At 66.4% G+C, this 20,323-nt stretch carries 18 protein-coding genes; 7 read left to right on the top strand and 11 right to left on the bottom strand.

Annotated elements, in window-relative coordinates; all coding sequences use genetic code 11:
• On the top strand, positions 1–6,430 hold a 6,430-nt coding region (locus tag AC1DT7_RS22155), incomplete at its 5' end, for a hypothetical protein (protein WP_478038345.1).
• 618 nt (positions 6,431–7,048) lie between these two features.
• Here AC1DT7_RS22155 and AC1DT7_RS22150 read toward each other — a convergent pair.
• From AC1DT7_RS22150 to AC1DT7_RS22135, 4 genes are all read right to left on the bottom strand, one after another.
• Positions 7,049–7,678 (bottom strand): hypothetical protein, encoded by a 630-nt coding sequence (locus AC1DT7_RS22150; protein WP_478038344.1) that lies wholly within the window; start codon positions 7,676–7,678, stop codon positions 7,049–7,051.
• Positions 7,675–8,286 (bottom strand): hypothetical protein, encoded by a 612-nt coding sequence (locus tag AC1DT7_RS22145; protein WP_478038343.1) that lies wholly within the window; start codon positions 8,284–8,286, stop codon positions 7,675–7,677. Before AC1DT7_RS22145 ends, AC1DT7_RS22150 begins: the two co-directional genes overlap by 4 nt.
• 21 nt (positions 8,287–8,307) lie before the next feature.
• Positions 8,308–8,736: a hypothetical protein gene (locus AC1DT7_RS22140; RefSeq protein ID WP_478038342.1), complete on the bottom strand. Its 429-nt coding sequence runs from the start codon at positions 8,734–8,736 to the stop codon at positions 8,308–8,310.
• Positions 8,737–8,827: 91 nt separating this feature from the next.
• Entirely contained in the window at positions 8,828–9,418 is a 591-nt protein-coding gene (locus AC1DT7_RS22135; protein WP_478038341.1) for a helix-turn-helix transcriptional regulator, read from the bottom strand.
• A 64-nt stretch (positions 9,419–9,482) separates the two neighbouring features.
• Here AC1DT7_RS22135 and AC1DT7_RS22130 point away from each other — a divergent pair, with 64 nt between their 5' ends.
• A complete protein-coding gene (locus AC1DT7_RS22130) occupies positions 9,483–10,007 on the top strand; it encodes an ECF-type sigma factor (protein WP_478038340.1) in 525 nt (174 codons plus the stop codon).
• Between the two features lie 9 nt (positions 10,008–10,016).
• On the opposite strand, the gene AC1DT7_RS22125 is transcribed toward AC1DT7_RS22130, so the two are convergent.
• From AC1DT7_RS22125 to AC1DT7_RS22105, 5 genes are all read right to left on the bottom strand, one after another.
• The gene (locus AC1DT7_RS22125) at positions 10,017–12,479 is read right to left on the bottom strand and encodes a protein kinase domain-containing protein (RefSeq protein ID WP_478038339.1); all 2,463 of its coding nucleotides are present in this window, start codon (positions 12,477–12,479) and stop codon (positions 10,017–10,019) included.
• A gap of 174 nt (positions 12,480–12,653) precedes the next feature.
• The gene (locus tag AC1DT7_RS22120; RefSeq protein ID WP_478038338.1) at positions 12,654–13,232 is read right to left on the bottom strand and encodes a hypothetical protein; all 579 of its coding nucleotides are present in this window, start codon (positions 13,230–13,232) and stop codon (positions 12,654–12,656) included.
• Positions 13,233–13,244: 12 nt separating this feature from the next.
• On the bottom strand, positions 13,245–13,808 hold the full coding sequence (locus AC1DT7_RS22115) for a hypothetical protein (protein WP_478038337.1): 564 nt from the start codon (positions 13,806–13,808) through the stop codon (positions 13,245–13,247).
• The gene (locus tag AC1DT7_RS22110) at positions 13,805–14,611 is read right to left on the bottom strand and encodes a hypothetical protein (protein WP_478038336.1); all 807 of its coding nucleotides are present in this window, start codon (positions 14,609–14,611) and stop codon (positions 13,805–13,807) included. Before AC1DT7_RS22110 ends, AC1DT7_RS22115 begins: the two co-directional genes overlap by 4 nt.
• A 52-nt stretch (positions 14,612–14,663) precedes the next feature.
• The gene (locus tag AC1DT7_RS22105) at positions 14,664–15,515 is read right to left on the bottom strand and encodes a hypothetical protein (protein ID WP_478038335.1); all 852 of its coding nucleotides are present in this window, start codon (positions 15,513–15,515) and stop codon (positions 14,664–14,666) included.
• 172 nt (positions 15,516–15,687) lie between these two features.
• On the opposite strand from AC1DT7_RS22105, the gene AC1DT7_RS22100 reads away from it, so the two are divergent.
• The 3 genes from AC1DT7_RS22100 to AC1DT7_RS22090 are packed head-to-tail and all read left to right on the top strand — an operon-like array spanning position 15,688 to position 17,278.
• Positions 15,688–16,068: a hypothetical protein gene (locus AC1DT7_RS22100; protein ID WP_478038334.1), complete on the top strand. Its 381-nt coding sequence runs from the start codon at positions 15,688–15,690 to the stop codon at positions 16,066–16,068.
• Positions 16,065–16,553, top strand: coding sequence for a hypothetical protein (locus AC1DT7_RS22095; RefSeq protein WP_478038333.1), 489 nt, complete (start codon positions 16,065–16,067; stop codon positions 16,551–16,553). Before AC1DT7_RS22100 ends, AC1DT7_RS22095 begins: the two co-directional genes overlap by 4 nt.
• A gap of 2 nt (positions 16,554–16,555) precedes the next feature.
• The gene (locus AC1DT7_RS22090) at positions 16,556–17,278 is read left to right on the top strand and encodes a hypothetical protein (RefSeq protein WP_478038332.1); all 723 of its coding nucleotides are present in this window, start codon (positions 16,556–16,558) and stop codon (positions 17,276–17,278) included.
• A 2-nt stretch (positions 17,279–17,280) separates the two neighbouring features.
• Here the strand turns inward: AC1DT7_RS22090 and AC1DT7_RS22085 are convergent, their stop codons facing one another.
• Entirely contained in the window at positions 17,281–17,931 is a 651-nt protein-coding gene (locus AC1DT7_RS22085; protein ID WP_478038331.1) for a hypothetical protein, read from the bottom strand.
• Positions 17,932–17,970: 39 nt separating this feature from the next.
• Positions 17,971–18,591: a hypothetical protein gene (locus AC1DT7_RS22080; protein WP_478038330.1), complete on the bottom strand. Its 621-nt coding sequence runs from the start codon at positions 18,589–18,591 to the stop codon at positions 17,971–17,973.
• 200 nt (positions 18,592–18,791) lie between these two features.
• Between AC1DT7_RS22080 and AC1DT7_RS22075 the strand changes: the two genes are divergently transcribed.
• A complete protein-coding gene (locus tag AC1DT7_RS22075; protein ID WP_478038329.1) occupies positions 18,792–19,112 on the top strand; it encodes a hypothetical protein in 321 nt (106 codons plus the stop codon).
• Positions 19,113–19,206: 94 nt separating this feature from the next.
• Positions 19,207–20,283, top strand: a complete 1,077-nt coding sequence (locus tag AC1DT7_RS22070; protein WP_478038328.1) for a hypothetical protein — start codon at positions 19,207–19,209, stop codon at positions 20,281–20,283.
• Positions 20,284–20,323 lie beyond the last annotated feature (40 nt).

Genomic DNA, 20,323 nt, shown 5'->3' with positions numbered 1-20,323 from the left:
GGCGGGTAACGCCGGCATCGTCGGGGCAGTCTTCCTGGCCGGCGGCACGGGCAACGTCAACGTCACCGCCAATGGCGCGATCGACGCTCGGTTCGGGGTGGACGCCGAGAACTTCGGCAAGGGCTCGACGACCGTGAAGACGGTCGGTCCGGTGACGACCACCACCGGCAACGGCATCTTCGCCATGGCGACCGGCGGCAACGTCACGGTCGCGGCGGGTGATGTAACGGCTGCCTCGAACACCGCCATCGTCGCGCGTCAGAACAGTGCGGCTGGCGCCGGTATCATTGACGTCACCGCAGGCAACGTCTCGGGCACCACGGGCATCGAGGCGACCAACTCGGGCAGCGGTGCGACCAACGTGACCACGACCGGCACGGTCACCGGTACCTTTGCCGAAGGCATCAAGGCGACCGGCAACGGCGCCGTCACGGTGAACGTCGCCGATACGGTTACGGGTGCAACCACCGGTCTCCTGCTGACTGGCGGCACCGGCGGTGCGGGCGACATCGAGGTGACCGGCACCGGCGGGTTCGTCGGTGGCACGGGCAACGCGGCGACGATCCAGAACAACGGCTCGGGCAACGTGCTGATCGACATCTCTGGCGCGAGCAGTTCGGCGAATGGCGAGGGCATCACGGTGCGCGACACGACCGCGGCCGGCAACACCAGCGTCACGACCGGCTCGGTCACGGCRCTGACSGGCGGCAAGGACGGSATCGACGTCCAGACCCAGTCGCTGACGGGTAAYGTCACGATCGTCGCGAACGGCGACATCAAGGCGGGCAACGCCGGCATCGTCGGGGCAGTCTTCCTGGCCGGCGGCACGGGCAACGTCAACGTCACCGCCAATGGCGCGATCGACGCTCGGTTCGGGGTGGATGCCGAGAACTTCGGCAAGGGCTCGACGACCGTGAAGACGGTCGGTCCGGTGACGACCACCACCGGGAACGGCATCTTCGCCATGGCGACCGGCGGCAACGTCACGGTCGCGGCGGGTGATGTAACGGCTGCCTCGAACACTGCCATCGTCGCGCGTCAGAACAGTGCGGCCGGTGCCGGTATCATTGACGTGACGGCAGGCAATGTCTCGGGCACCACGGGCATCGAAGCGACCAACTCGGGAAGCGGTGCGACCAACGTGACGGCGGCCGGCACGGTCACCGGCACCTTTGCCGAAGGCATCAAGGCGACTGGCAACGGCGGGGTCACGGTGAACGTCGCCAACACCGTCACGGGTGCAACCACCGGCCTCCTGCTGACYGGCGGCACYGGCGGYRCGGGCGACATCRASGTCACCGGCACCGGTGGGTTCGTCGGCGGCACGGGCAATGCCGCGACGATCCAGAACAACGGCTCGGGCACTGTGCTGATCGACATCTCGGGCGCGAGCAGCTCGGCGAGTGGCGAGGGCATCGTCGTGCGCGATACGGCGGCTGCCGGCAACACCAGCGTCACGACCGGCTCGGTCACGGCGCTGACCGGCGGCAAGGATGGGATCGACGTCCAGACCCAGTCGCTGACGGGTAACGTCACGATCGTCGCGAACGGCGATATCAAGGCGGGCAACGCCGGCATCGTCGGGGCGATCTTGCCGGGCGCCAGCACGGGCAACGTCAACGTCACCGCCAACGGCGCGATCGACGCTCGGTTCGGTGTGGATGCCGAGAACTTCGGCAAGGGCTCGACGACCGTGAAGACGGTCGGTCCGGTGACGACCACCACCGGGAACGGCATCTTCGCCATGGCGACCGGCGGCAACGTCACGGTCGCGGCGGGTGACGTGACATCTACCGGCAACACGGCCGTTATCGCGCGTCAGACCAATGCGGCAGGCGCCGGCGTGATCGACGTCACCACCGGCAAGGTCTCAGGTATCGTCGGCATCGACGCGACCAACGCGGGCACCGGTGCGACCAAGGTGACAGCAACCGGTTCAGTCAATGCGACGACCGGCATCGGTATCAACGCGTTGGGCAATGGCGGCGATGTGACGGTGACGGCAGGTGACGTCACCTCGACCGGCAACACCGCGATCAATGCGATGCAGGCGGGCGGCACAGGTTCCGTCGACGTGACGGCGAACACTGTCCTGGGCGTCCGAGGCATTATTGCGGCGAACAACAGCAGCGCGGGCGCAATATCCGTGACCACCCATGGCACCGTAACCGGTACTGCCGGCGAGGGTATCTTCGCTGTCGGCAACGGCAACGTGACCGTAACCGTCGACGACACGGTGACGGGTTCGACGCGTGGCCTGTCCTTGATCGGGGCCGGTGCCATATCGGTTACCGGGACTGGTGGCTTTGTCGGCGGAACCGACGACGCTGCCAATATCCTCCACAACAATGCTGGCCCGACGACGGTCAATATCTCGGGCGCGAGCAGCTCGGCCGGTGGTAACGGCATCGTCGTTCGCGATTCGGGGATCGGCGGCGACATTGGCGTGACCACCGGCGCGGTTACCGCGCTGGCCGCCGGCAAGAACGCCATTGATGTCCAGACCCAGTCGCTGATCGGCAACGTCACGATCGTGGCCAATGGCGACGTCAAGGCCGGCAACGCCGGCATCGTCGGCGCGGTCCTTCAGGGCGGTGCGACCGGCAACGTGAATGTCACCGCCAACGGCGCGATCGACGCGCGGTTTGGTGTGGACGCCGAGAATTTCGGTGCCGGCTCGACGACGGTGACGACGGTCGGCCCGGTGACGGCGACGACCGGCAACGGCATCTTCGCGCTCGCCACCGGTGGCAACGTCACGGTGGCGGCAGGGGATGTCACCTCGACCGGCGATACCGCGATCATCGCGCAGCAGGTCAAGGCCGGCGGTGCGGGCGCGATCGACGTGACCGCAGGCAATGTCTCGGGCACCACGGGCATCGTTGCCATCAACAGCGGCACAGGCCCGATTACCGTCACGACCGGCGGCAAGATCGCCGGCACTGCTCTCGAGGGCATCAGGGTCATCGGCAACGGCGCGGCGACCGTGAAGGCGGCCGACCTGGTCACCGGCGCGACCACCGGACTTTCCGTGATTGCCGGGACCGGCGGCACGGGAGATATCTCGGTGACCGGTGGTGCCTTCACCGGCAATAACGGCAATGCCGTGAACATCCTGAACAACGGGGCTGGCAAGGTCACCGTCGGCATCTCCGGCGTGAGCACTGCGACGGGCGGCGCGGGTATCCTGGTGCGCGATACCTCGGCGGGCGGCGATATCGGCATCACCACGGGTGCGGTGACGGCGCTGGACGACAACGGGGTCGACGCGATCTCGACATCGCTGGCGGGCAATGTCGCCGTGACGACCAATGGCGATGTGAAGGCGGGCAATGCCGCGATCGTGGCGGCGAACGTCGCAGCGACCGCGACTGGTAGTGTCGCGGTCGCCGCAAACGGTGCGCTCGATGGCCGGTTCGGCGTGGACGCCGAGAATCTGGGTTCCGGCTCGACGACGGTGAAGACGGTGGGTGCGGTGACCGCGACCTCCGGCAATGCCATCTTCGCGCTGTCGACCGGCGGCAACGTCTCGGTGACGGCGGGTTCGACGACCTCGACCGGCAATACCGCGATCCTCGCGCAGCAGGTCAAGGCCGGCGGTGCGGGCACGATCGACGTGACCACCAGCGGCGCGACCATGGGCACGGTTGGTATCGTCGCGCAGTCCAGCGGCGGCGGCGCCATAACGATCGCGGCAGGCGGCAACGTGACAGGCACGAACGGCGAAGGGATCCTCGCGCGGAACGTCGATGCGGCCGCCAATTCGGGCGCGATCGACGTGTCCGTTGCGGCGGGCAAGACCGTCAGTTCGACCGGGGCGAGCGGCATTTTCACGGACAGCGGCATCTCGACCGGGCTTACGACGATCGCGCTGGACGGCAATGTGGCCGGTGGCACCAACGGTGTGGTCGGGGTCTCGACTGCAGGCGCGATCAAGGTGACCGGCGCCGGTTCGGTTTCCGGCGGAACCAAGGCGGGCATCGTCGCAATGTCCGGGGCCGGCAATGTGGACGTGCTGGCTACCGGGACGATCTCGGGCGCGACCGATGGCATTCGGGCTGCCTCGACCAGCGGCACCGTGACGATTGCCGGCACCGGACCGGTCACCGCCGGTACCGGTTTCGGCATCATCGGCGTTAGCGGTACGGGCAATGTGATCATTGCGCCGGCCGCGACCGTGACGACCACTGGCAGCGAGGCTATCCGCGGCCAGGCTGGCGGTACCGGCAGTGTCACGATCACCACGGCGGGCAAGGTGACCAGCAGCGGGATGGGCATCGTCGCCGTCTCCAACAACGGGTCTTCCACGATCACCACCAACGGCGCCGTATCGGCGAACACCGTCGGCATCGTCGCCAACGCGCTTGGCAGCGGCAGCCTGTTCGTCAACGCCAACGGCAATGTCTCCGCTTCCAACGGCACTGGCATTTCCGCCACCCTGCAGGGCGCTGGTGCCGGCGTTATCGCCGTCCGGCAGGCCGCAGGCACGCTGATCACCGCGACCAACGGCAATGGAATCGAAACCGACAGCGGCATCTCCACTGGCGCGACCTCGATCGTCGTGGCGGGCGAGATCCAGGCGACCGGCGCCGGTCATGCCGGTGTCTGGGGCAAGTCGACGACGGGCAATATCACCGTGCAGGTGGCGGCCAGCGGCAAGATCGACCCCGATTTCGGCGTCGCGCTCTCCACTGTCAGCGGCGCGCTCGCAGTCGAGAATGCCGGGCTCATCACTGGCACGATCAGCGGGGTACAGTTGATCGCGACCGGCAACGGGACGGGCTCGATCGCCAATTCGGGCACCATCTCCGGTGGCGCCAATGCCGTGTTCGGCAGCTTCAACAACGGAAGCTTCACGCTGAACAACAGCGGCACGCTGAATGGTGCGCTCAACGTCACTGGGTCGAATGTCGCGGCATCGACCGTGACCAACGCGCCGGTCGGTGTGATCAATGTCGGATCGGGCGCCTCGAGCGTGTCGGGCAACCTCTCCAACGCCGGCATCGTCAATATCGGTGCTGGCGGATCGGTGACGTTCCTGGGCAACACGCTCAACAATGGTCGGATCAACTTCGGTGGCGCCGGCACCTTCACGACCAACGGCGCGATGACCAACACGGGCATCATCAACGCGCAGAACGGCCTGACCACCAACGTGATCACTGTCGGGGGCAATTATGTCGGCGGTGGCCAGCTCTGGGTCGATTACAGCACGCTGACGGCCAGCGCCGATCGCCTGAACATCGGTGGCACGGCATCGGGCAACACCAATGTTGCGATGAACCGCGTTGGCGCCCGGACGTTCGTCGCTGGCGGTTTCCTGCCGGTAGTCACGGTGACGGGCGGTGCGGCGCCGACGACCTTTACCTCCAACACGCCGTTCGCGACGACGGGCTTCATCCTCGACAGCTTCGGGCAGAACCCGGCCAATGCGAAACAGTTTGGCCTGATCCAGACGATCAATCCGGAATCGGCGTCGCTAGGCAGTCTTAGCTATGTCGCGGAGGCGGCCTCGGCCGTGCTCGATGAGCCGATCAGTCCCTATCTGAGCACCAAGTCCAACCCCTCGGTCGGACAGAAGACATTCAGCCTGTGGATGCGCGGCGCCAGTGGCCACACGCGCCAGACAATCGCGTCGACCTTCACTGGTGGAGGCGTCAATGTCGCGTCGGTCGGGTCAATCCGTACCGAGCATCAGGCGCTAACCATGGGGGCGGATCTGGGTATCCTCAACATCGGAAGCGGCTGGAACTTCCATGTCGGCGTGCTGGGCGGCTGGTACGATGGCCAGGCGATCATTTCTCCGACGCAGCGGATCGGTGTCGAATCGCCGTTTGCCGGCGGGTATCTCGCAATCGACAACGGGGCGTTCCAGCTCGACGCCACGGTGCGCAAGGAATGGCGCCGTTACGACGTCGTTCTGCCCTCGCTGTTCGGCGCACAGCGGCAGAAACTCGATGGCAGCGCGACGGCGGGTTCGGTTCACGCATCCTATCGCGTGGCCACGAAGAGCGGATTTGGGGCCACGCCGTTTGTCGGGTTCAACTATGCCGACAGCAGCATCGACAGCCTGCAGATCGATCCGCTGAGCGTCTATATTCCGGGCAAGGACAAGACCAAGGTAGGCGAGGCCGGGCTGCGGCTGTCCTATCGCGGCGGCAGCGACACCGGCGTGGTGCTCGAACCGTTCGCCAGCGCGTCGGCGCTGAAGAACTGGTCCAACCGGGACAGCGCTGCCTTCACCTTCGGCGTGCCGGTGACGAATTTCGCGCTGCAAACCACGACCTGGGACGATGCGGTCCGATACTCGGTCGGTCTTGTGGCCAGGGCTCGCGAGGGTAAGGTGACCGGGTTCGTGGTTGGCAATCTCAACGACGGCTCGGGCCTGCACAGCGTCACGGTCAACGCCGGGGTTCGGTTCAACTTCTAGCACGCGAGGTCGCGCGCCGGGACGGGCGTCAACTGCCCCCCGGCCGCATCGCTTTTTGGCCTTGTCACCTGATTGTCGGGCTCTCGCCACCGCCGGGGAGGGCTCGTCTAAGTGCCGGGTCAGCATCAGCTTGACGGCGCGCCGGCGCGTGCCTCCATGCAGCCTGCATGGGCCCGCTATCCGTCCCGGCAGCACCTCCTTGACGCCGGATCGCTTCCGAGAAACCTCGCCGTTGCCCCACGACGCCTTGCTCGACATCAGAGAGGGAGCGGCCGAGCAAAGATCGGAATGCCCGGGGCCACTGCACGCTCTACATGATAAGAGCGTCATCAGAGGCCGGACAGGCGGGTTTCGGCGCGACGTTCTGTCGCGCGCACTATCAGCGGGTCAATCTGACGCCAAAATTGATACGGCGATAAGGGATATAGGTAGCCATGATCCTGTCAACGACGCCTAAATGCAGTTGTCAGGCGCGGGTTCGTGTCCTTTTTTAGGGGCGCGCATTGGGGCCACGGTAAGTTCGAGCCTAGTATAAAGATTTTATATCAAATAGATAGTTCATTCATACGAGTCCTGTGAGCCTCTGTGCGATCCGTGCCACGATCGACGGAGGGCGCGTCATCTGTCGTCGCGATGCCTGCCGCCGCCAGGGCGATTGGTCTTGAAAGGATCGGCGACATTGCGCGGGCCCTCCAGGGTGATCGACAGTCGATAGCGGGACCAGCAGCTGCGGTTGGTGCCCTGTTGTCGAACATAGATCGGTGGGCGGATGCGGATCTGATCGGCACTCGGCAAGTCGGAGGTCGAGGTGTCGGGTGTCGTGACCTGCGTGGCGATGGCCTCGAGCGGCTGCTGCAGGACGTGTCCCGAACGCGGGCCCATCGGTTCGGCGCTGTAGGCGACCAGGCGGAAGCCGTTCAGTTTCGCGCCGCGCAGATGGATGCGGTCGATAAAGGCGCTGCAGGATTGCTGCGCGAGGCCGCGCGTCCGCTCGACGACCAGCGCCGAGCGCGGTGCGCCCGGAATATGGGTTAGCGGCGGGCTCCACAGCGCGGGCGCGGCGAATTCCACGATCTGGGCCGGGATATCGAACACCTCCCGGCGTTCGCGGAGGAGGAGGAGGGGAGAGGCCGGGATCGCGATGTCGGGGCGGATCTTGACCGGGCCTAAATTGGCCGGGCGTTGGCTCACCTGGCCGGCGAAGGCGGGCGCGCTGGCCAGGGCCAAAAGAGCGAGGGCGGTCTTCATGCCGCTTTGCCGGTATAGGGATTGATGCCGCGGGGGCCGCTCACCCGGATTTCCAGCGTCCAGCCGGACACGCAGGCGAGCCGCTGCACCTTGCCCTTGACCGGCACGTCGAGCACCGAGACCTGCGGTGAGACGCTGATCGTGTCGATCTCGGCCGGGTTATGCGCGTTGACCAGCCGGTCGGAATTGGGTGACGGATGCAGGAAGGGGCGGACGTTGGAATAGCCCGCAATCTTGTAGCCGCTCGGGTTCCCCGCATCGGTCAGTCGGTAGCTGACGACATGGAAGCCATTCGCGCGGACCCGGCGCAAATCGATCGAGTCCGCCGGCTGCCGGCAGGTGCGCAAGGGGATACCGTTGCGGCTGACGCCGAGACTGCCAGCATTGCGCCGCGGGTTGGGCCAGTCGGGATCCTGCATCACCCGCAGCATATCTTCCGGCAGGTCGCGCAGCACGATCTCGGCCTGTGGACGTGGCATCGGGCGAGACAGCTGCCCAGGGCGGAACGGGCCGGGTTTCAGCTGGCCCTGGAGCTGGCCGGGGGCGGCAACGGGGAGCAGCGCAGCGAGGCACGCGGCAAGGACGGCGGATCGTTTGAGGGACGGCATCTGGATCATCCTTTCTGGATGCTATTCTTCACGGAACGGCGGCAGCAGCGCGGCACTGGTCGGGGCGACGATCGCGAGCTTGCCGTCGACCGTGATCCACAACTTGCCCTCGAACCGGATCATTGGATGGGCTCGGTCGAAGCGGAGCCTCAGGGCTGCCGGGGTGCCGCGCGCATAGCCGATGCGGTCCACCCGCACCGAGCCTCCGTCGGGCAGGGTGATGGTCGTGCTCGCCGGCGGGCAGGGGGCGCGGATGCAGTTGACCTGTTGCTGAAAGCGCGCGCCGAACCCGCCCTCATAAGCGTGCGCCCGTCGGGGCTGGGGGACGAGGCACGGGCGGGGATCACAGGGGTGCTTCATGATCTCGCCCTCGATCGGGGCGAACACGATCGGTGGGTCCTTTGCCGGCGCCGCTGAGGTCAGGAGGGCGGCAAGCAACATGGCTATCATGGCTCTTCTCCGGGCGCTGAAGCGCGCCTCTGCGAGGATGGACAGGGCGTCGCGCACACGTGCGCGCCCCACGAACCGGGGAGACGGCGGATCAATCGCATCCGACGAGCCGCAGAAGATCGCCCTGGCGGCGCACCCCGGTCTTGTCGAATACCCGCTGCAGATGCGTGCGCGCGGTGCTGCGCGCGACGCCGAGCCGGTCCGCCGCCTGCGGCACCGAGCACCCCTCGAACAGGGTGGCGAGCAGCCGGCTCTCCGCGCGCGTGAGGCCGAAGGTCTTTTCCGCCGCATCCAGGCGCTGCTGGCGTTCTTCCAGAGCCGGCTTGAGGATCATCACGATACGCGCACTGTCCTCGCCTTCGGCATGGACTGCGACCAGATCAGCTTCGAGCCGCTCACCCGCGCCTTCGAACACGGCGCGGGCATGGCCGTGGCTGACCGCCCTGGCGAGCGCCGCGACCAGCCGCGCGCTGTCCGCCCGAGTCGCGGCCGCGACCCGGTCGAAGCAGCGCTGCAGCACCCTGCCATCGAGCAGCAGCGCCCGCGCGCCCATCGTCGCCTCGATCAGCCGCCGCGCGGCGTCGATCACCAGCACTTTGGGCCCCGAATCGCGCATGGCGACGTCGCGCATGGGCTTGAACGGGGTGCGGACGGGCTCGATTGCAAAAGCTTGGCTGTACATAGCGGTAAACTCCCTGCACTTGCTTCAACAGGGATGACGGAAAGCTGGAGCGAAAGCGGTCAGCATGACGAAGGAATTTCACATCGAGGGGTCGGACGAGCTGGTCGGAGCCCTTTACGACGATCTGCGGGCGGCCGCGCATCGCGAGATGCGCCGCTCCGGCTCTCCCCAGACATGGCAAACGACGGCGATCATCAACGAGACCTGGCTGAAGCTGCACGCCAAGGACGATTGGGAGAGTCGCGAGCATTTCATCCGCACTGCCTCCACCGCGATGCGTCACATCATGATCGACGCCGCGCGGGCGCGGCTGGCTGCGCGGCGTGGCGGCGGCGTGCCCGCGCTGCCGATCGAGGCGGCGGACGACGTTCCTTCAGAGGACCAGGAGGATCATCAGCTGATCCGTCTCGGCGAGACGCTGGTCGAGCTCGCCACGCTCGATCCCGATCTCGCGCGACTGGTGGATTGCCGCTACTTCGCCGGTCTGACCGAGCCCGAGGCGGCACAGGTGCTGGGCATCAGCGAGCGCACCGTCCGGCGCCGATGGGTTCAGGCACGCGCCTGGATTCACCGCGAGATGCAGGGGTAGCCGGGGGCGCTACTTCGTGCCGGCCTGGGCATCGGCCAGCCGCTTGCGCAACGGCACGATCGATTCAGTGAACGGCTTCGCCGGCTCGCCGATCGCGCCGAACACTTTCCCTGCGGCATCGAGATCGGCCTTCGCGTCGGCGAGGCGCTTTTCCTTCACATCGAGTTCGAAGCGCCCGCGCAGGAATACGCCGTAGAGCAGCTTGTCCCTACCAGCCTTTTCCAGCCCCGGCTGCACCTCGGCGAGTTCGGCCCTCGCCTTCGCGAAGTCGCCGAGATGGGCATAGGCACCGGCCAGGTTGATCCCGATCATCTGCGTGACCTGCGTGTCCGGACCGCCATAGGTACGCGCCATCTGCTTGGCCTCGACCAGCACCTGCACGCCCTGTTCGATCTGCTTGACGCCAAGCATGACGATGCCCGTCTGCATCAGGTCGATCGAAAGCTGCATCGACGGGCCATAGAGTTTGCGCCGCAAGGCCGTGGCCTGTTTGAAGATGCGCAGCGCGGACAATTGGTCGCCCTTGCGGGTATACCAGCCGCCTCGCATCTGCATCAGCGACAGGGCGAGCGGGCTCTGGGCCTGGTGCATGCGCGCGATGGCGGCATCGGCCCGCTTCAGCACCGCGTCGAGCTCATCGAGTCGGTTGGCCTCGACCAGATGCACCGCGAGATTGTTGTAGGCGGTCAGCAGCGCACGCGGGTTCTCTGCGTATTCGCGCTCGGCTTCGGGCTGGGCATCGAGCAGCAGCTTGATTGCGACGTCGCGATTGCCCTGCAGCCGGAGGATTTGTGCCCGCGCCGCATTGGATTCCAGGCGTTCCTTGCGGAAGCGGCCCGGGTCGGTCGCATAGACCTTGTCCGCCTGGTCCAGCAGCGCCAGCGCCTCGTCGGGTTTGCCGGTCGCGCCTTTCACGTTGCCCAGCGCCGCGTCGATCTTTGCCCGCACGACGGGGTCGCCAGCGCCGATCCTGCGCCGAACCGCTTCGGCCAGGAGCGTCTCGGCCCCGACATTGTCGCCGATGTTGAGATAAAGCTCGGACAGCGCCAGCACGACCGCCGAGGTCTCGGACGGGTCGCCCGCTTCCGTGACGACCCGCTTCGCGCTGTCGTTCAGCAAATCGCGCGCCGTGGTCGACTGGCCCGCACCGAAATCCTCCGCATTGCGAAACATCAGTGAGAGCGCATTGTTCACTGCCTCCGCCTTGCGCGCTTCGCTGCGCGCGATGTCGCGCTCGACTCGAGTCTCGCGCGCCTGCCAGGCGACGCCGCCAGCGCCGACCAGCAGCACCAGCAAGGCCACCGCCGCCGCGCCCGCCGCCCAGCGATTGCGGCGCAGGAAGCGGCCGGCACGGTAGCGCGCGGTGCCGCCCCGCGCCTGTACCGGCTCGAACGCCAGATAACGCCTGATGTCGTCGGCCAGCGCGGTGACGGCGGCATAGCGCTCGGCGGGGTCGCGGCGCATCGCCTTCATCACGATCGCGTCGAGATCGCCCCGGATACGGGTCGCCGGCACCCCGCGCTTATCGGTCACCCTGCTAGGGTAGGGGGGGTCATCGTGCAGCAATCGCCGGAGCACGGTCGGCAAGGGTGCGTCATCGAACTGCCATGGCCCGCGCCCGGCGAGCAATTCGAACAGGACGGCACCCAACGCATAGACATCGGTCGCCGCGGTCGGGCGCGCACCACCGAACTGTTCGGGCGCCGCGTAATCTGGCGTCAGCAGCGCCTGAGTCATCGTCCGATCGAGCGCCGCCGCATCGATGATCTTCGCCACCCCGAAATCGAGCAGACGCGCGCGCCCTTCGCCATCGACGAGGATATTGGAAGGTTTGATGTCGAGATGCAGGACTAGGCGGGCGTGAGCATATTCGACTGCGTCGCAGAGGCCGAGGAACAGGGTCAGCCGAGTGTTCAGATCGGCCTTGTGGGCGGCGCACCAGGCAGTGATTTCCTGCCCTTCGACATATTCCAGCGCCATGAAGGGACGACCGTCCGGGGCAAGGCCGCCGTCGATCAACCGCGCGATGCCGGGATGCTCGAGCCCGGCGAGCAATCGCCGCTCGGAATCGAACAGACGTGTGCGCCCGGCTGCTTCGGGCCGGAGCAGCTTCAGGGCGACGCGCTGGTCGAACGCCGCGCCTTCACGGTGCGCGAGATAGACTTCGCCCATGCCGCCGCGGCCGATCAACCGCTCGATGCGAAAACTGCCGACCGACGCGCCCGGCGGTAGCGAGGCATAGTCGGAAGGGGTGTCGTCGCCGGCGCTCGCCTCTCCAGAGCCCGAGGCGGAGCCATCCAGCACGCCTGGCTCGCCCTCCGCCGACAAGAGGCTGCGCAACTGCTCGATCACGAACGAGTCTGCCTGCAATCTCGTGAGCCGTTGTTCGCGTGTTTCCGCCGGCAGATCGACCAGCGTGTCGAACAGGGCGCTGATCTGCTGCCATTCGTTGCTGGTCGGCTTGCGTGTCACATCGATTCCCCCGCCGGCGACGCGATAGCCTGCCGTCGCCCAGCCCCGCGGTAAACCAGCGCGCGGCCAGGCGGTACGAAAAAGCGTTGCGAGGCGCGCGGTTAGTGGGTCGCGGACCATTGTCGTCAATGGTGCCATGTTGCGAAGGGCCATACGAAGCGGCTGGGCGGCCGATCAGTCGCCATGGCGCGGCATCGTCCGGGCCGCGATGAGGCGGCGAAGCTGTACGATATCGGGAATGCCGCGCAGCCGGAGATAGGAGATCGAGCGCCCTTTCCCGGTCGCCAGCGACCGCAAATGGATACGCAGCGCCCCATAGCCGTCCGCGCCTTCATCCGACTGGATCGGGCCCAGATCGGCGATCGCGATGCTTTTGGAAGGCGTGAGTCTGGTGCCGTCGAAGCGCATCAGGCGAAGGCTGCTGAGCGCGAAGATCGCTTTGGCCGAGCGCGCCCGTGCGACCCACGGCGCGGCGAGCAACCATAGGCCGATCAACAGCATCGGCGAAAGGGTCAACGGAGCAGGAACGCCATCATGCCAGTCGACCAGCGCCGCCAACCCGCGCTGCTGCGCAAAGACGTACAGGCCAAACGCGAACATGCCCCCGATGAAGCTCGCCCACAGGATCGGCAGCCCCCAGATGCTCGGGTCGAACCTAACCTCGTCGGCGGGTCTCGGCCGGGCGAGCCAGAGCAGTTCTTCGCCCGCCGCCAGCTGCGCACGCACTCGTGCAGAGTCCTGCGGATCAACCACGCATCGTTCCTTTCACAGTCGCAGCGACATCGAAACGCCCTGAGCGAGCAGTTCATGCGCCTTCGCCGCATCGGGCACGCCGCGCAGGTAGAAGGAACCGCTGCCAACCGGGCGTCCGTCCTGAATGGTGGTCGCCGAGACGCGGATCGTGGAGCGTACCGCCAGGACGGAGTCGATCCGGGCCAACGGCACCATCAACACGCGCAACCGCCGCCCGCGTTCGACTCGGAGCAACCGGCGGTCGGTGATCGCATGCAGCGTGCGGGACGCCCGCTGCGCAGCCCGGATCGGGATGGTCAGCATGAACAGGCCCTGCAGGCACGCCAGGGCGCCGATCACCGGAAACAGCGCCGCCGGGTCAAGCCGCTTGATGCCTTCGATGGTGCGAGGGCCATGGGTCAGCCCGACCGCCAGGATCGTCCAGCCGACACTTCCCGACAGCCACAGCACCGGAAACAGCCAATTGCCCGGCCGCAGCAATTCGGCGAGCGCCCGCGGCGCACCTTGCCAGCGGACTGACTCGCCGGGGGCGAGCTCGCGCTGGAGCAGGGCGGCGAGATCGTGATCGGGGCTCATGAATAGACCCGCGCAATCTCGACCCTGACGAACAGGGTCACCCTGTTGGATGAAGCCGACCCCATTGGCCGCCCGATCATCTGGACTTGCGCGACCTGCGAGAATTCGGGGCTCTGCCAGCAGGGCGGGACATAGACGTCGAAATTCCGGCTGTTGGTGTAGATGCTGGTATTATTTTCCAGGTAGAAGAATTCGTCGTTCGATCCGCCCCGGCCATCATCTTCGTCATACAGGCTCATATTGACGCGGATCGCGCTGATCGGGGTGGTGGACGATATCGTCACGGTCGACAGATTGGGTTTGTCGCGGCCGAGATTGAAATTGTCCTTGCTCGCCCAGATCTCGTGATTGCCCCAATCCTGCCGGGTGCTCCGAAACGAGCTGCTGAAGGTCGCGTTCGAGATATCGCCAACCGAGATCTTGCCATAGATTTCATCGACGTCCGACCCCGACGCGCTGAGGCTGATGCCCTTCACCTTCGCGATCCACCGCCCACCGGTCGCGTTGCATATTCCCAGCTTGCGATCCTTTTCCTTCTGAATACGTGCTTCCTCCTGCCGTTTGCGCAGCGCCTCGCCGACGGCGGGAGCCAGTTTCGGGCGTTCCCCGAGCCGAGGCAGGACGGGGCGCATCTGCGGCTGAAGAGCGTTGGGGAGGGGCCGAGCTATCTGTGCCTTCGGCACGGGCGTCGGCTTGGCGAGCGGAGGAACAAGCGGCTTGACCGGCTTTATCGGACGCAGCACCGGCGCCGGCTGTTGCGCCGCCGCCAGCGACGCCATCATGATGAGAGCGGAGATAGGCATGTCGGAATTCCAGTGCGAAACGGATGAGGACCGGGCGTGAAGCAGGCGCCGATCAGGGGAATTCGCGAAACGCCCGGATCGTGAAGACGAAGGTGATCTTGTTCTTCTCGCCCTGCCCGTAGGGCATGCCGAACATCGTCTCCTGGAACCCCCGGCTGAATTCCGGCTGCTCGTCGCAATCGGTGATCAGATATTTATACTCGAGCGAATTATCCGCGCCCCTGGTCGATCCGATCGGGCCCGACGCCGTGAAGAATTCGTCGTTCGATCCGCCGCGACCATCATCCTCGTCGTACAGTTTGAAATGCACGCGGACCTTGGCGTTGTAGCGCTCCCCGCCATAGATGTTGGTGATCTGCAGGCGCGGAAAGTAGATGTTGGGGCTGCCCTCCAGGTTCACATTGTCCTTGCTGGCCCACAGATAGTTGCTCTGCCAGTCGGTGCCGCCACGCTGGTTGTGATAGACCCCGCCACCGGTGTTCGAGACGTAGATACTGCCATAGATTTCATCCACGTCGGATCCCTTGGCGCTCAGCTTGACGCCGCGAATCTCGACCCGCCACGCGCCTTTCGCCGCCTTGCAGGCCGCCACCTTGCGATCATGCTCGCTGAGCGGCGGCTTGAGCGGCACGACCTGTTTGACGAGTATTGTCCCGCCAACAGGCTTTACCGGCTTGCGAATGGATACTCCCCCTCCGAGCGGCACTCTCCCCTGTGCGACCGGGGCGGTGGTGGAAGGCCGCGGCTGCGGGACCGACCCCGATGTAACCGAGCCTGGCGTCAGCGTCGGCCGCGGCGTTGGCTTGGGCAGCGATTTGATCGGCTTGGCGAGAACCTGTGCCGCCACCTCGATGGGGTGCGAGGCGAGCGCCAGCAGGGTGAGCGCAATCGGCAGATGTCGCATCGTAGCTCCAGCATCGTGATCAGTGTGTGACCCCATGCTTGCGTCATCGACCGCCGCGAATCGTCCTTCGATCGAAGGATGGCAGCGCGGCTTCGGCCGCTCAATCTGGTGTCAGGCCGAGCGGAGGTTTGCTCGGACCGCGTTGAACCCGACCATCCAGAGGAAATCGACCATGCGTGCCATCCTCCCGATCCTTCTGCTCGCCGCGATCCCCGCGACCAGCATCGCCAACCCACCCGAAGCCGCCGCGCAGAAGCGCAAGCCCGACCTCGCCGATGTCGCGGCCGGCACGTATGAAGGCGCGGTCGTCGCCGACGCGCGCGGATCGTCCGGCACGCAGGTCGTCGTCACGGTGAAACGCGTCGCGAAGAACGTGATCGAGCTGTCCTGCGATTACGCCCGAGTGCCGACGGTGCGCCTGCCGCTCATGCGCGCGATGGACGCGATCCTGAACAATGGCGGGCATGACAATTTCCTGATCGAACGGGGCAAGGACCCCAAGCGGCTCGACCTGTCGATCGACGGCGTCACCATGATCGTGCGGCGGGTATGATGCGCGCCCGCGTCAACGCCGTCGCCGTCGGTGCGCTCCTTCTGCTGGGTCCCTCGGCGGCGATCGGGCAGCTTCACGTGATCTCGCCGCGCGACATGCAAAAGACGCTGACGCCGGCACAGGCCGAGCGGCTCGCGGGCAGGTTACGCCTCGCGACCTATCCCGATGGCGGCTACATCGCGACCATCAATGGCCGGACCATGCTGCCGATCCTGCGCAATGGCATGCGGCTGACGATCGAAGGCAAGGGCTTTGCCGGGCGGATGCCGAACAGCATGGTCGGCCTGTTCGACGGCGACAAGACCACCGGCGCGACGCTCGTCATCAGCGCATGGAGCGACACGAAAGTGGTGGTGGATATCGCCGCCAACCAGAATGTGCTGACCGCGAACACGTCGCGTGCGCGGCTGTTGTTGCAGGGGGTGCGGGATGGATTCATGACGCGCTACGAGGTGAAGAACCTCCGTTTCGTGGCGGGAAATTAGGCGTGCCGTCGGTGCTCGCGATCCTGGCGCAGGCGGCCCTGGCAGTCGCGCCACTGCCGGCGGCGGGGTGCGATACGCATGTGCAGACCGATATGGACTCCGCACATTATGCGCAGGCGCAGGCCGAGCAGGATCTGGCTGGATACCGGCTGGCCCGCGAAATCGTCGACGAGTATGACGGCGCGCCGCGCTTCGCCGGGCTGTGGGTGCGCGATGGCGGCCCGCAGCGCGTGTCGCGAGGCGGACTGGGCGTCGATGCCTTTTATTTCGCGTCGCTGGACATGGTTGGCAAGGATTACAAACTGGTCGACCTGACCGTCAGTCCGGTCGGCGGGACTCCGTATCTCAGTGCGCTGTGGACCAAGGGGCGCGATCTGCAGCAACGCGTGGATTATGTGCTGAGCGAGCGCGAATTGCGTAAAGGGCTCGCTCAGAAAGATCGGCGCACCCTGGCGATCGCGCCCTATCGCATCGGCGGCAAGACTCGGTTCGCGGCGCTTTTCGACGTTGCCGCCGGACTGGAGCGCAATGCGCGAACCGGCCTCGATTATCGCGCCCTGGTCAAGGCCGACGCCGGCATGCGCCGGCACGGCTATGTGATCGATCGGGTATCGCCCCAGCCCGGGCGGGCGGGTCGCTTCGCCGCAGTGTGGCGACCGGGGGCGGGATTGTCGGCCTGCGAGCGTGCCGTGCGCCAGTTCGAGGTCGGCTTGCCGCCCCGGTGACCTCAGTTCACCGGCCGGCGCACGATCGGCCGACCTGTCAGGGGATTGATGCCCTCCGGGCCGCGCACCGTGATATCCATGCGATAGCCCGCCGAGCAAATCTGGAACGGTGCGACCCGATCGACCCCCGGTGGCGACCTGACCCCCCACACCACCATGCTCTGCACGATGGTATGGACGTCGGCGATGACCATGGTCGGCTTGCCGTTCGCGTCGAGCATCGAGGAGCGCACGGGCACCGGATCGCGGTCGTTCATGCCCGGCGCGTGCAGCGGCGTCCTCTCGATCTTCACCGGCACGAAGCCGTTGCGATGGAGCAGCGACAGGTCGATCCGGTCGGCACTGATGCTGCAGGATTTCGGCAGGGGCCGGCTGCGGTGCATGACGTACAAGGTCCCGCCGCTCGGCGCGATGCCGCCCGGGGGCGCTGGTGGGTGGCGATCGATCGAGAGCCAGTTGCGCTCCGGATCCCGACCAAATCCGATCATCGAATCGGGTAATGAGGTGAGCAGCACATCGACCCGACGGGCCCCGACCTGAACGAGCGACGGCCTTGCTTTGGGGATGGTGCGGATGGCCGGGCCTGTGATCGCGGCGGCGGCAGGCGTGGCGCCGGCTTGCAGTAGCGCCGTCAGCAACAACGTGATTGGCATCGCGATTCTCCATCGATAATCGTGGTTGCACCCGCTCGCTCAGGAGCAGTTCGGCTCGCCGCGCTGGCAGCGATAAATGCTGCGATGGAGGAGGGCGTTGATCTCGCGCGCGCCGCCGCCGGTGCGCAGGAGGAGTTTTACCGAGGCGTATTTCGGTTCCTGCAATGACTCCCACGGTACCTTGCCGCCGGAGATGTCGGTCACGCGGACGACCGCTTCGGTACCGTTCTGGCGAAGGACGGTCAGGACCGAGCCGACCGTTTCGGACTTGTTGGCGCCGTTCATGCGGCGATTGCCGGTGATCCAGCCGGAAACGATCCCCTCCAGCCCGCCACCGCGGATGACGTGAACGCTGCCCAGTCGGAACACGATATCCGATCGCTTGCCGTCGATGCTGGTGATCCAGGCCTTGCGATCCCACGAGACGGCAATGGTACCGGCCGGGACACCATCCGCCGGCTTGGCGGGCAGCGCGCCGGCATCAACGACCGTATTCGGGGTGAAGACCTGGGCGGGCGGGCGCGGTGCGGGCTGGATGGGGCGCTGGCTGACGATCTGCGCCGCCGATGCGGTTGCCAGGGCGATGAGCGGCGCAACGGCCAGACACAGTGCCAGGCGGGTTTTGCGGGGGCGGGCGAAGCGGGGGCCGTGATGAATCATGAGGCCGGTTTATGATGCGGACGGACGACCGGCGTCCTTCGAATGAGGGACGCCGTTCGAGCGGGCGAGACGGTCGTTTGCCGGTCCGTCGTGAAAGTCGAACGGCCGGTCGTGGGCGATCCTACGTTCGGGGGACGCGCGCTTTGGCGTGCGCCGGCAAGGCCTCCCCATCCGGCACCCCGCCGGTCGAGGAGAGTGTCATGAAGATCCGCTCTGTCATCGCAGCCTGTGCCGCCGCGACCATCGTCGTCCCGGTGTTCGCGCAGGAGGCGCCCGCCCCGGCATCGACGCCGGCTGTGGCCGAAACCTCCGCCCCGGCGAGCGTCGGCGACACCGCCAGGCAGCTGACCGGCCAATTGGTCATGTCGCTGTTCGACCGCATGCTCAAGGGCAAGGCAAAGCCGCAGGTGCAAGCGGCCAGTCCGGCGGTGGCGCCGACCGAGGTTGCGGCCGAGCAGCCCCAACCTGCCGGAGAGCCGCAAAAGGCCCCTCAGGAAGCGCCGCAGCAGGCCGCGCGATAAGCGCACGGCCGGCATCCTTCGAACGGGGGACGGCAGGCGCACCGGCGGGGCCTAACCGGATTTGGACATATCCGGTCCTGAGAAGGAAACCTGCATGCCCGTTCTTCATTCCACGCACGTCACCGCCGCGATCGGCCTCGCGCTCCTTGGCAGCTTATGTCCGGCCAGCGCCCAGATGGCGGCGCCGCGCAAGCTTGGGCCCGTCGTGAGCAAGCCGCTCATCAGCAAGCCCGTCGTCCCCCCGGGGCAGCAGGTCGACATCGCCAGGATCACGGCCAGCGCCACCAGGCTTGGCGCCGGCATACTCGTGGCCCGGCCCGGCGCGACCAACGCGGCGCGTGCGCGGCTGCGCATTACCACGGCAAATGCGCAGATAAAGCGGCGCCCGATGGTTTCGATCCTGACGGGCGTGACGGTGGCCGGGATCACCCGCCTGAACGGCGCGCCGCGCGGAGACCTGGAGCCCGGCGGCGATTACGAGATCACCGGCAACGGCTTCGGCACGACCAAGGGGGCGGTGTTCCTGTGCCACAACGGCCGTACCATCACCATGCCCATCACGCATTGGTCGGACGGGCAGATTTTCGCCAGCGTGCCAGGCGACATTTCCGGCCTGCCCGACGCCGGCAGCGTGGAGCTTGACGTAGGGCCATCGGGCAAGCCCGTGCTGAAATCGACCAGGTTCGGATTCCGCGCTGCACGCGCCGACATCGCCTTGCCGATCTCCGACGCAATGTTCAGCTACGACAAAGGGCCGATCGCCCGCATCGCGGGGTTGGAGGTGCCGACCAATATCGGCCCCACCGCCAAGTCGTTCGACGGCGAATATCTCCAGGTATCACGCAAGGTTCAGGATTCGGAATCGACCAAGCGCTGCATCGCGCCGGGTTTCGACCGGATCCGCTGGAACGTCCCCGTTCGGCCGGGCTTCGAGGTGACGGGTTATTATTGGTATCACGCATCCGAGGAGACGCGGGTCGACGGCAGGACGACCTTCACCCCGCGTGGCCGGTACAATGCCAGCTGGGAAGCGGACACGCTGCGGGTGGATTACGGGGTGATGCGAACTCACTTGCCGCCGCTGGTCGTCATTCCAGGCGCGAGCAGCTGCACGTCCACTTACCGCGTCAAGCTGATCGTCACCGGCCCGCGCGGCCTGCCTCCGGTATGATCGGTCGAGGCTGCGCCCTTGTCCCACGAACGTATGACGA

Source organism: Sphingomonas sp. P3_C6 (genome assembly GCF_056402595.1).
This window is presented reverse-complemented; position numbering and strand designations above follow the sequence as displayed.

Coding starts and splice junctions, on each gene's coding strand:
- AC1DT7_RS22150 (WP_478038344.1), bottom strand. CDS start 7,678: ATGAAGACCGCCCTCGCTCTTTTGGCCCTGGCCAGCGCGCCCGCCTTC.
- AC1DT7_RS22145 (WP_478038343.1), bottom strand. CDS start 8,286: ATGCCGTCCCTCAAACGATCCGCCGTCCTTGCCGCGTGCCTCGCTGCG.
- AC1DT7_RS22140 (WP_478038342.1), bottom strand. CDS start 8,736: ATGATAGCCATGTTGCTTGCCGCCCTCCTGACCTCAGCGGCGCCGGCA.
- AC1DT7_RS22135 (WP_478038341.1), bottom strand. CDS start 9,418: ATGTACAGCCAAGCTTTTGCAATCGAGCCCGTCCGCACCCCGTTCAAG.
- AC1DT7_RS22130 (WP_478038340.1), top strand. CDS start 9,483: ATGACGAAGGAATTTCACATCGAGGGGTCGGACGAGCTGGTCGGAGCC.
- AC1DT7_RS22115 (WP_478038337.1), bottom strand. CDS start 13,808: ATGAGCCCCGATCACGATCTCGCCGCCCTGCTCCAGCGCGAGCTCGCC.
- AC1DT7_RS22110 (WP_478038336.1), bottom strand. CDS start 14,611: ATGCCTATCTCCGCTCTCATCATGATGGCGTCGCTGGCGGCGGCGCAA.
- AC1DT7_RS22105 (WP_478038335.1), bottom strand. CDS start 15,515: ATGCGACATCTGCCGATTGCGCTCACCCTGCTGGCGCTCGCCTCGCAC.
- AC1DT7_RS22100 (WP_478038334.1), top strand. CDS start 15,688: ATGCGTGCCATCCTCCCGATCCTTCTGCTCGCCGCGATCCCCGCGACC.
- AC1DT7_RS22095 (WP_478038333.1), top strand. CDS start 16,065: ATGATGCGCGCCCGCGTCAACGCCGTCGCCGTCGGTGCGCTCCTTCTG.
- AC1DT7_RS22085 (WP_478038331.1), bottom strand. CDS start 17,931: ATGCCAATCACGTTGTTGCTGACGGCGCTACTGCAAGCCGGCGCCACG.
- AC1DT7_RS22080 (WP_478038330.1), bottom strand. CDS start 18,591: ATGATTCATCACGGCCCCCGCTTCGCCCGCCCCCGCAAAACCCGCCTG.
- AC1DT7_RS22075 (WP_478038329.1), top strand. CDS start 18,792: ATGAAGATCCGCTCTGTCATCGCAGCCTGTGCCGCCGCGACCATCGTC.
- AC1DT7_RS22070 (WP_478038328.1), top strand. CDS start 19,207: ATGCCCGTTCTTCATTCCACGCACGTCACCGCCGCGATCGGCCTCGCG.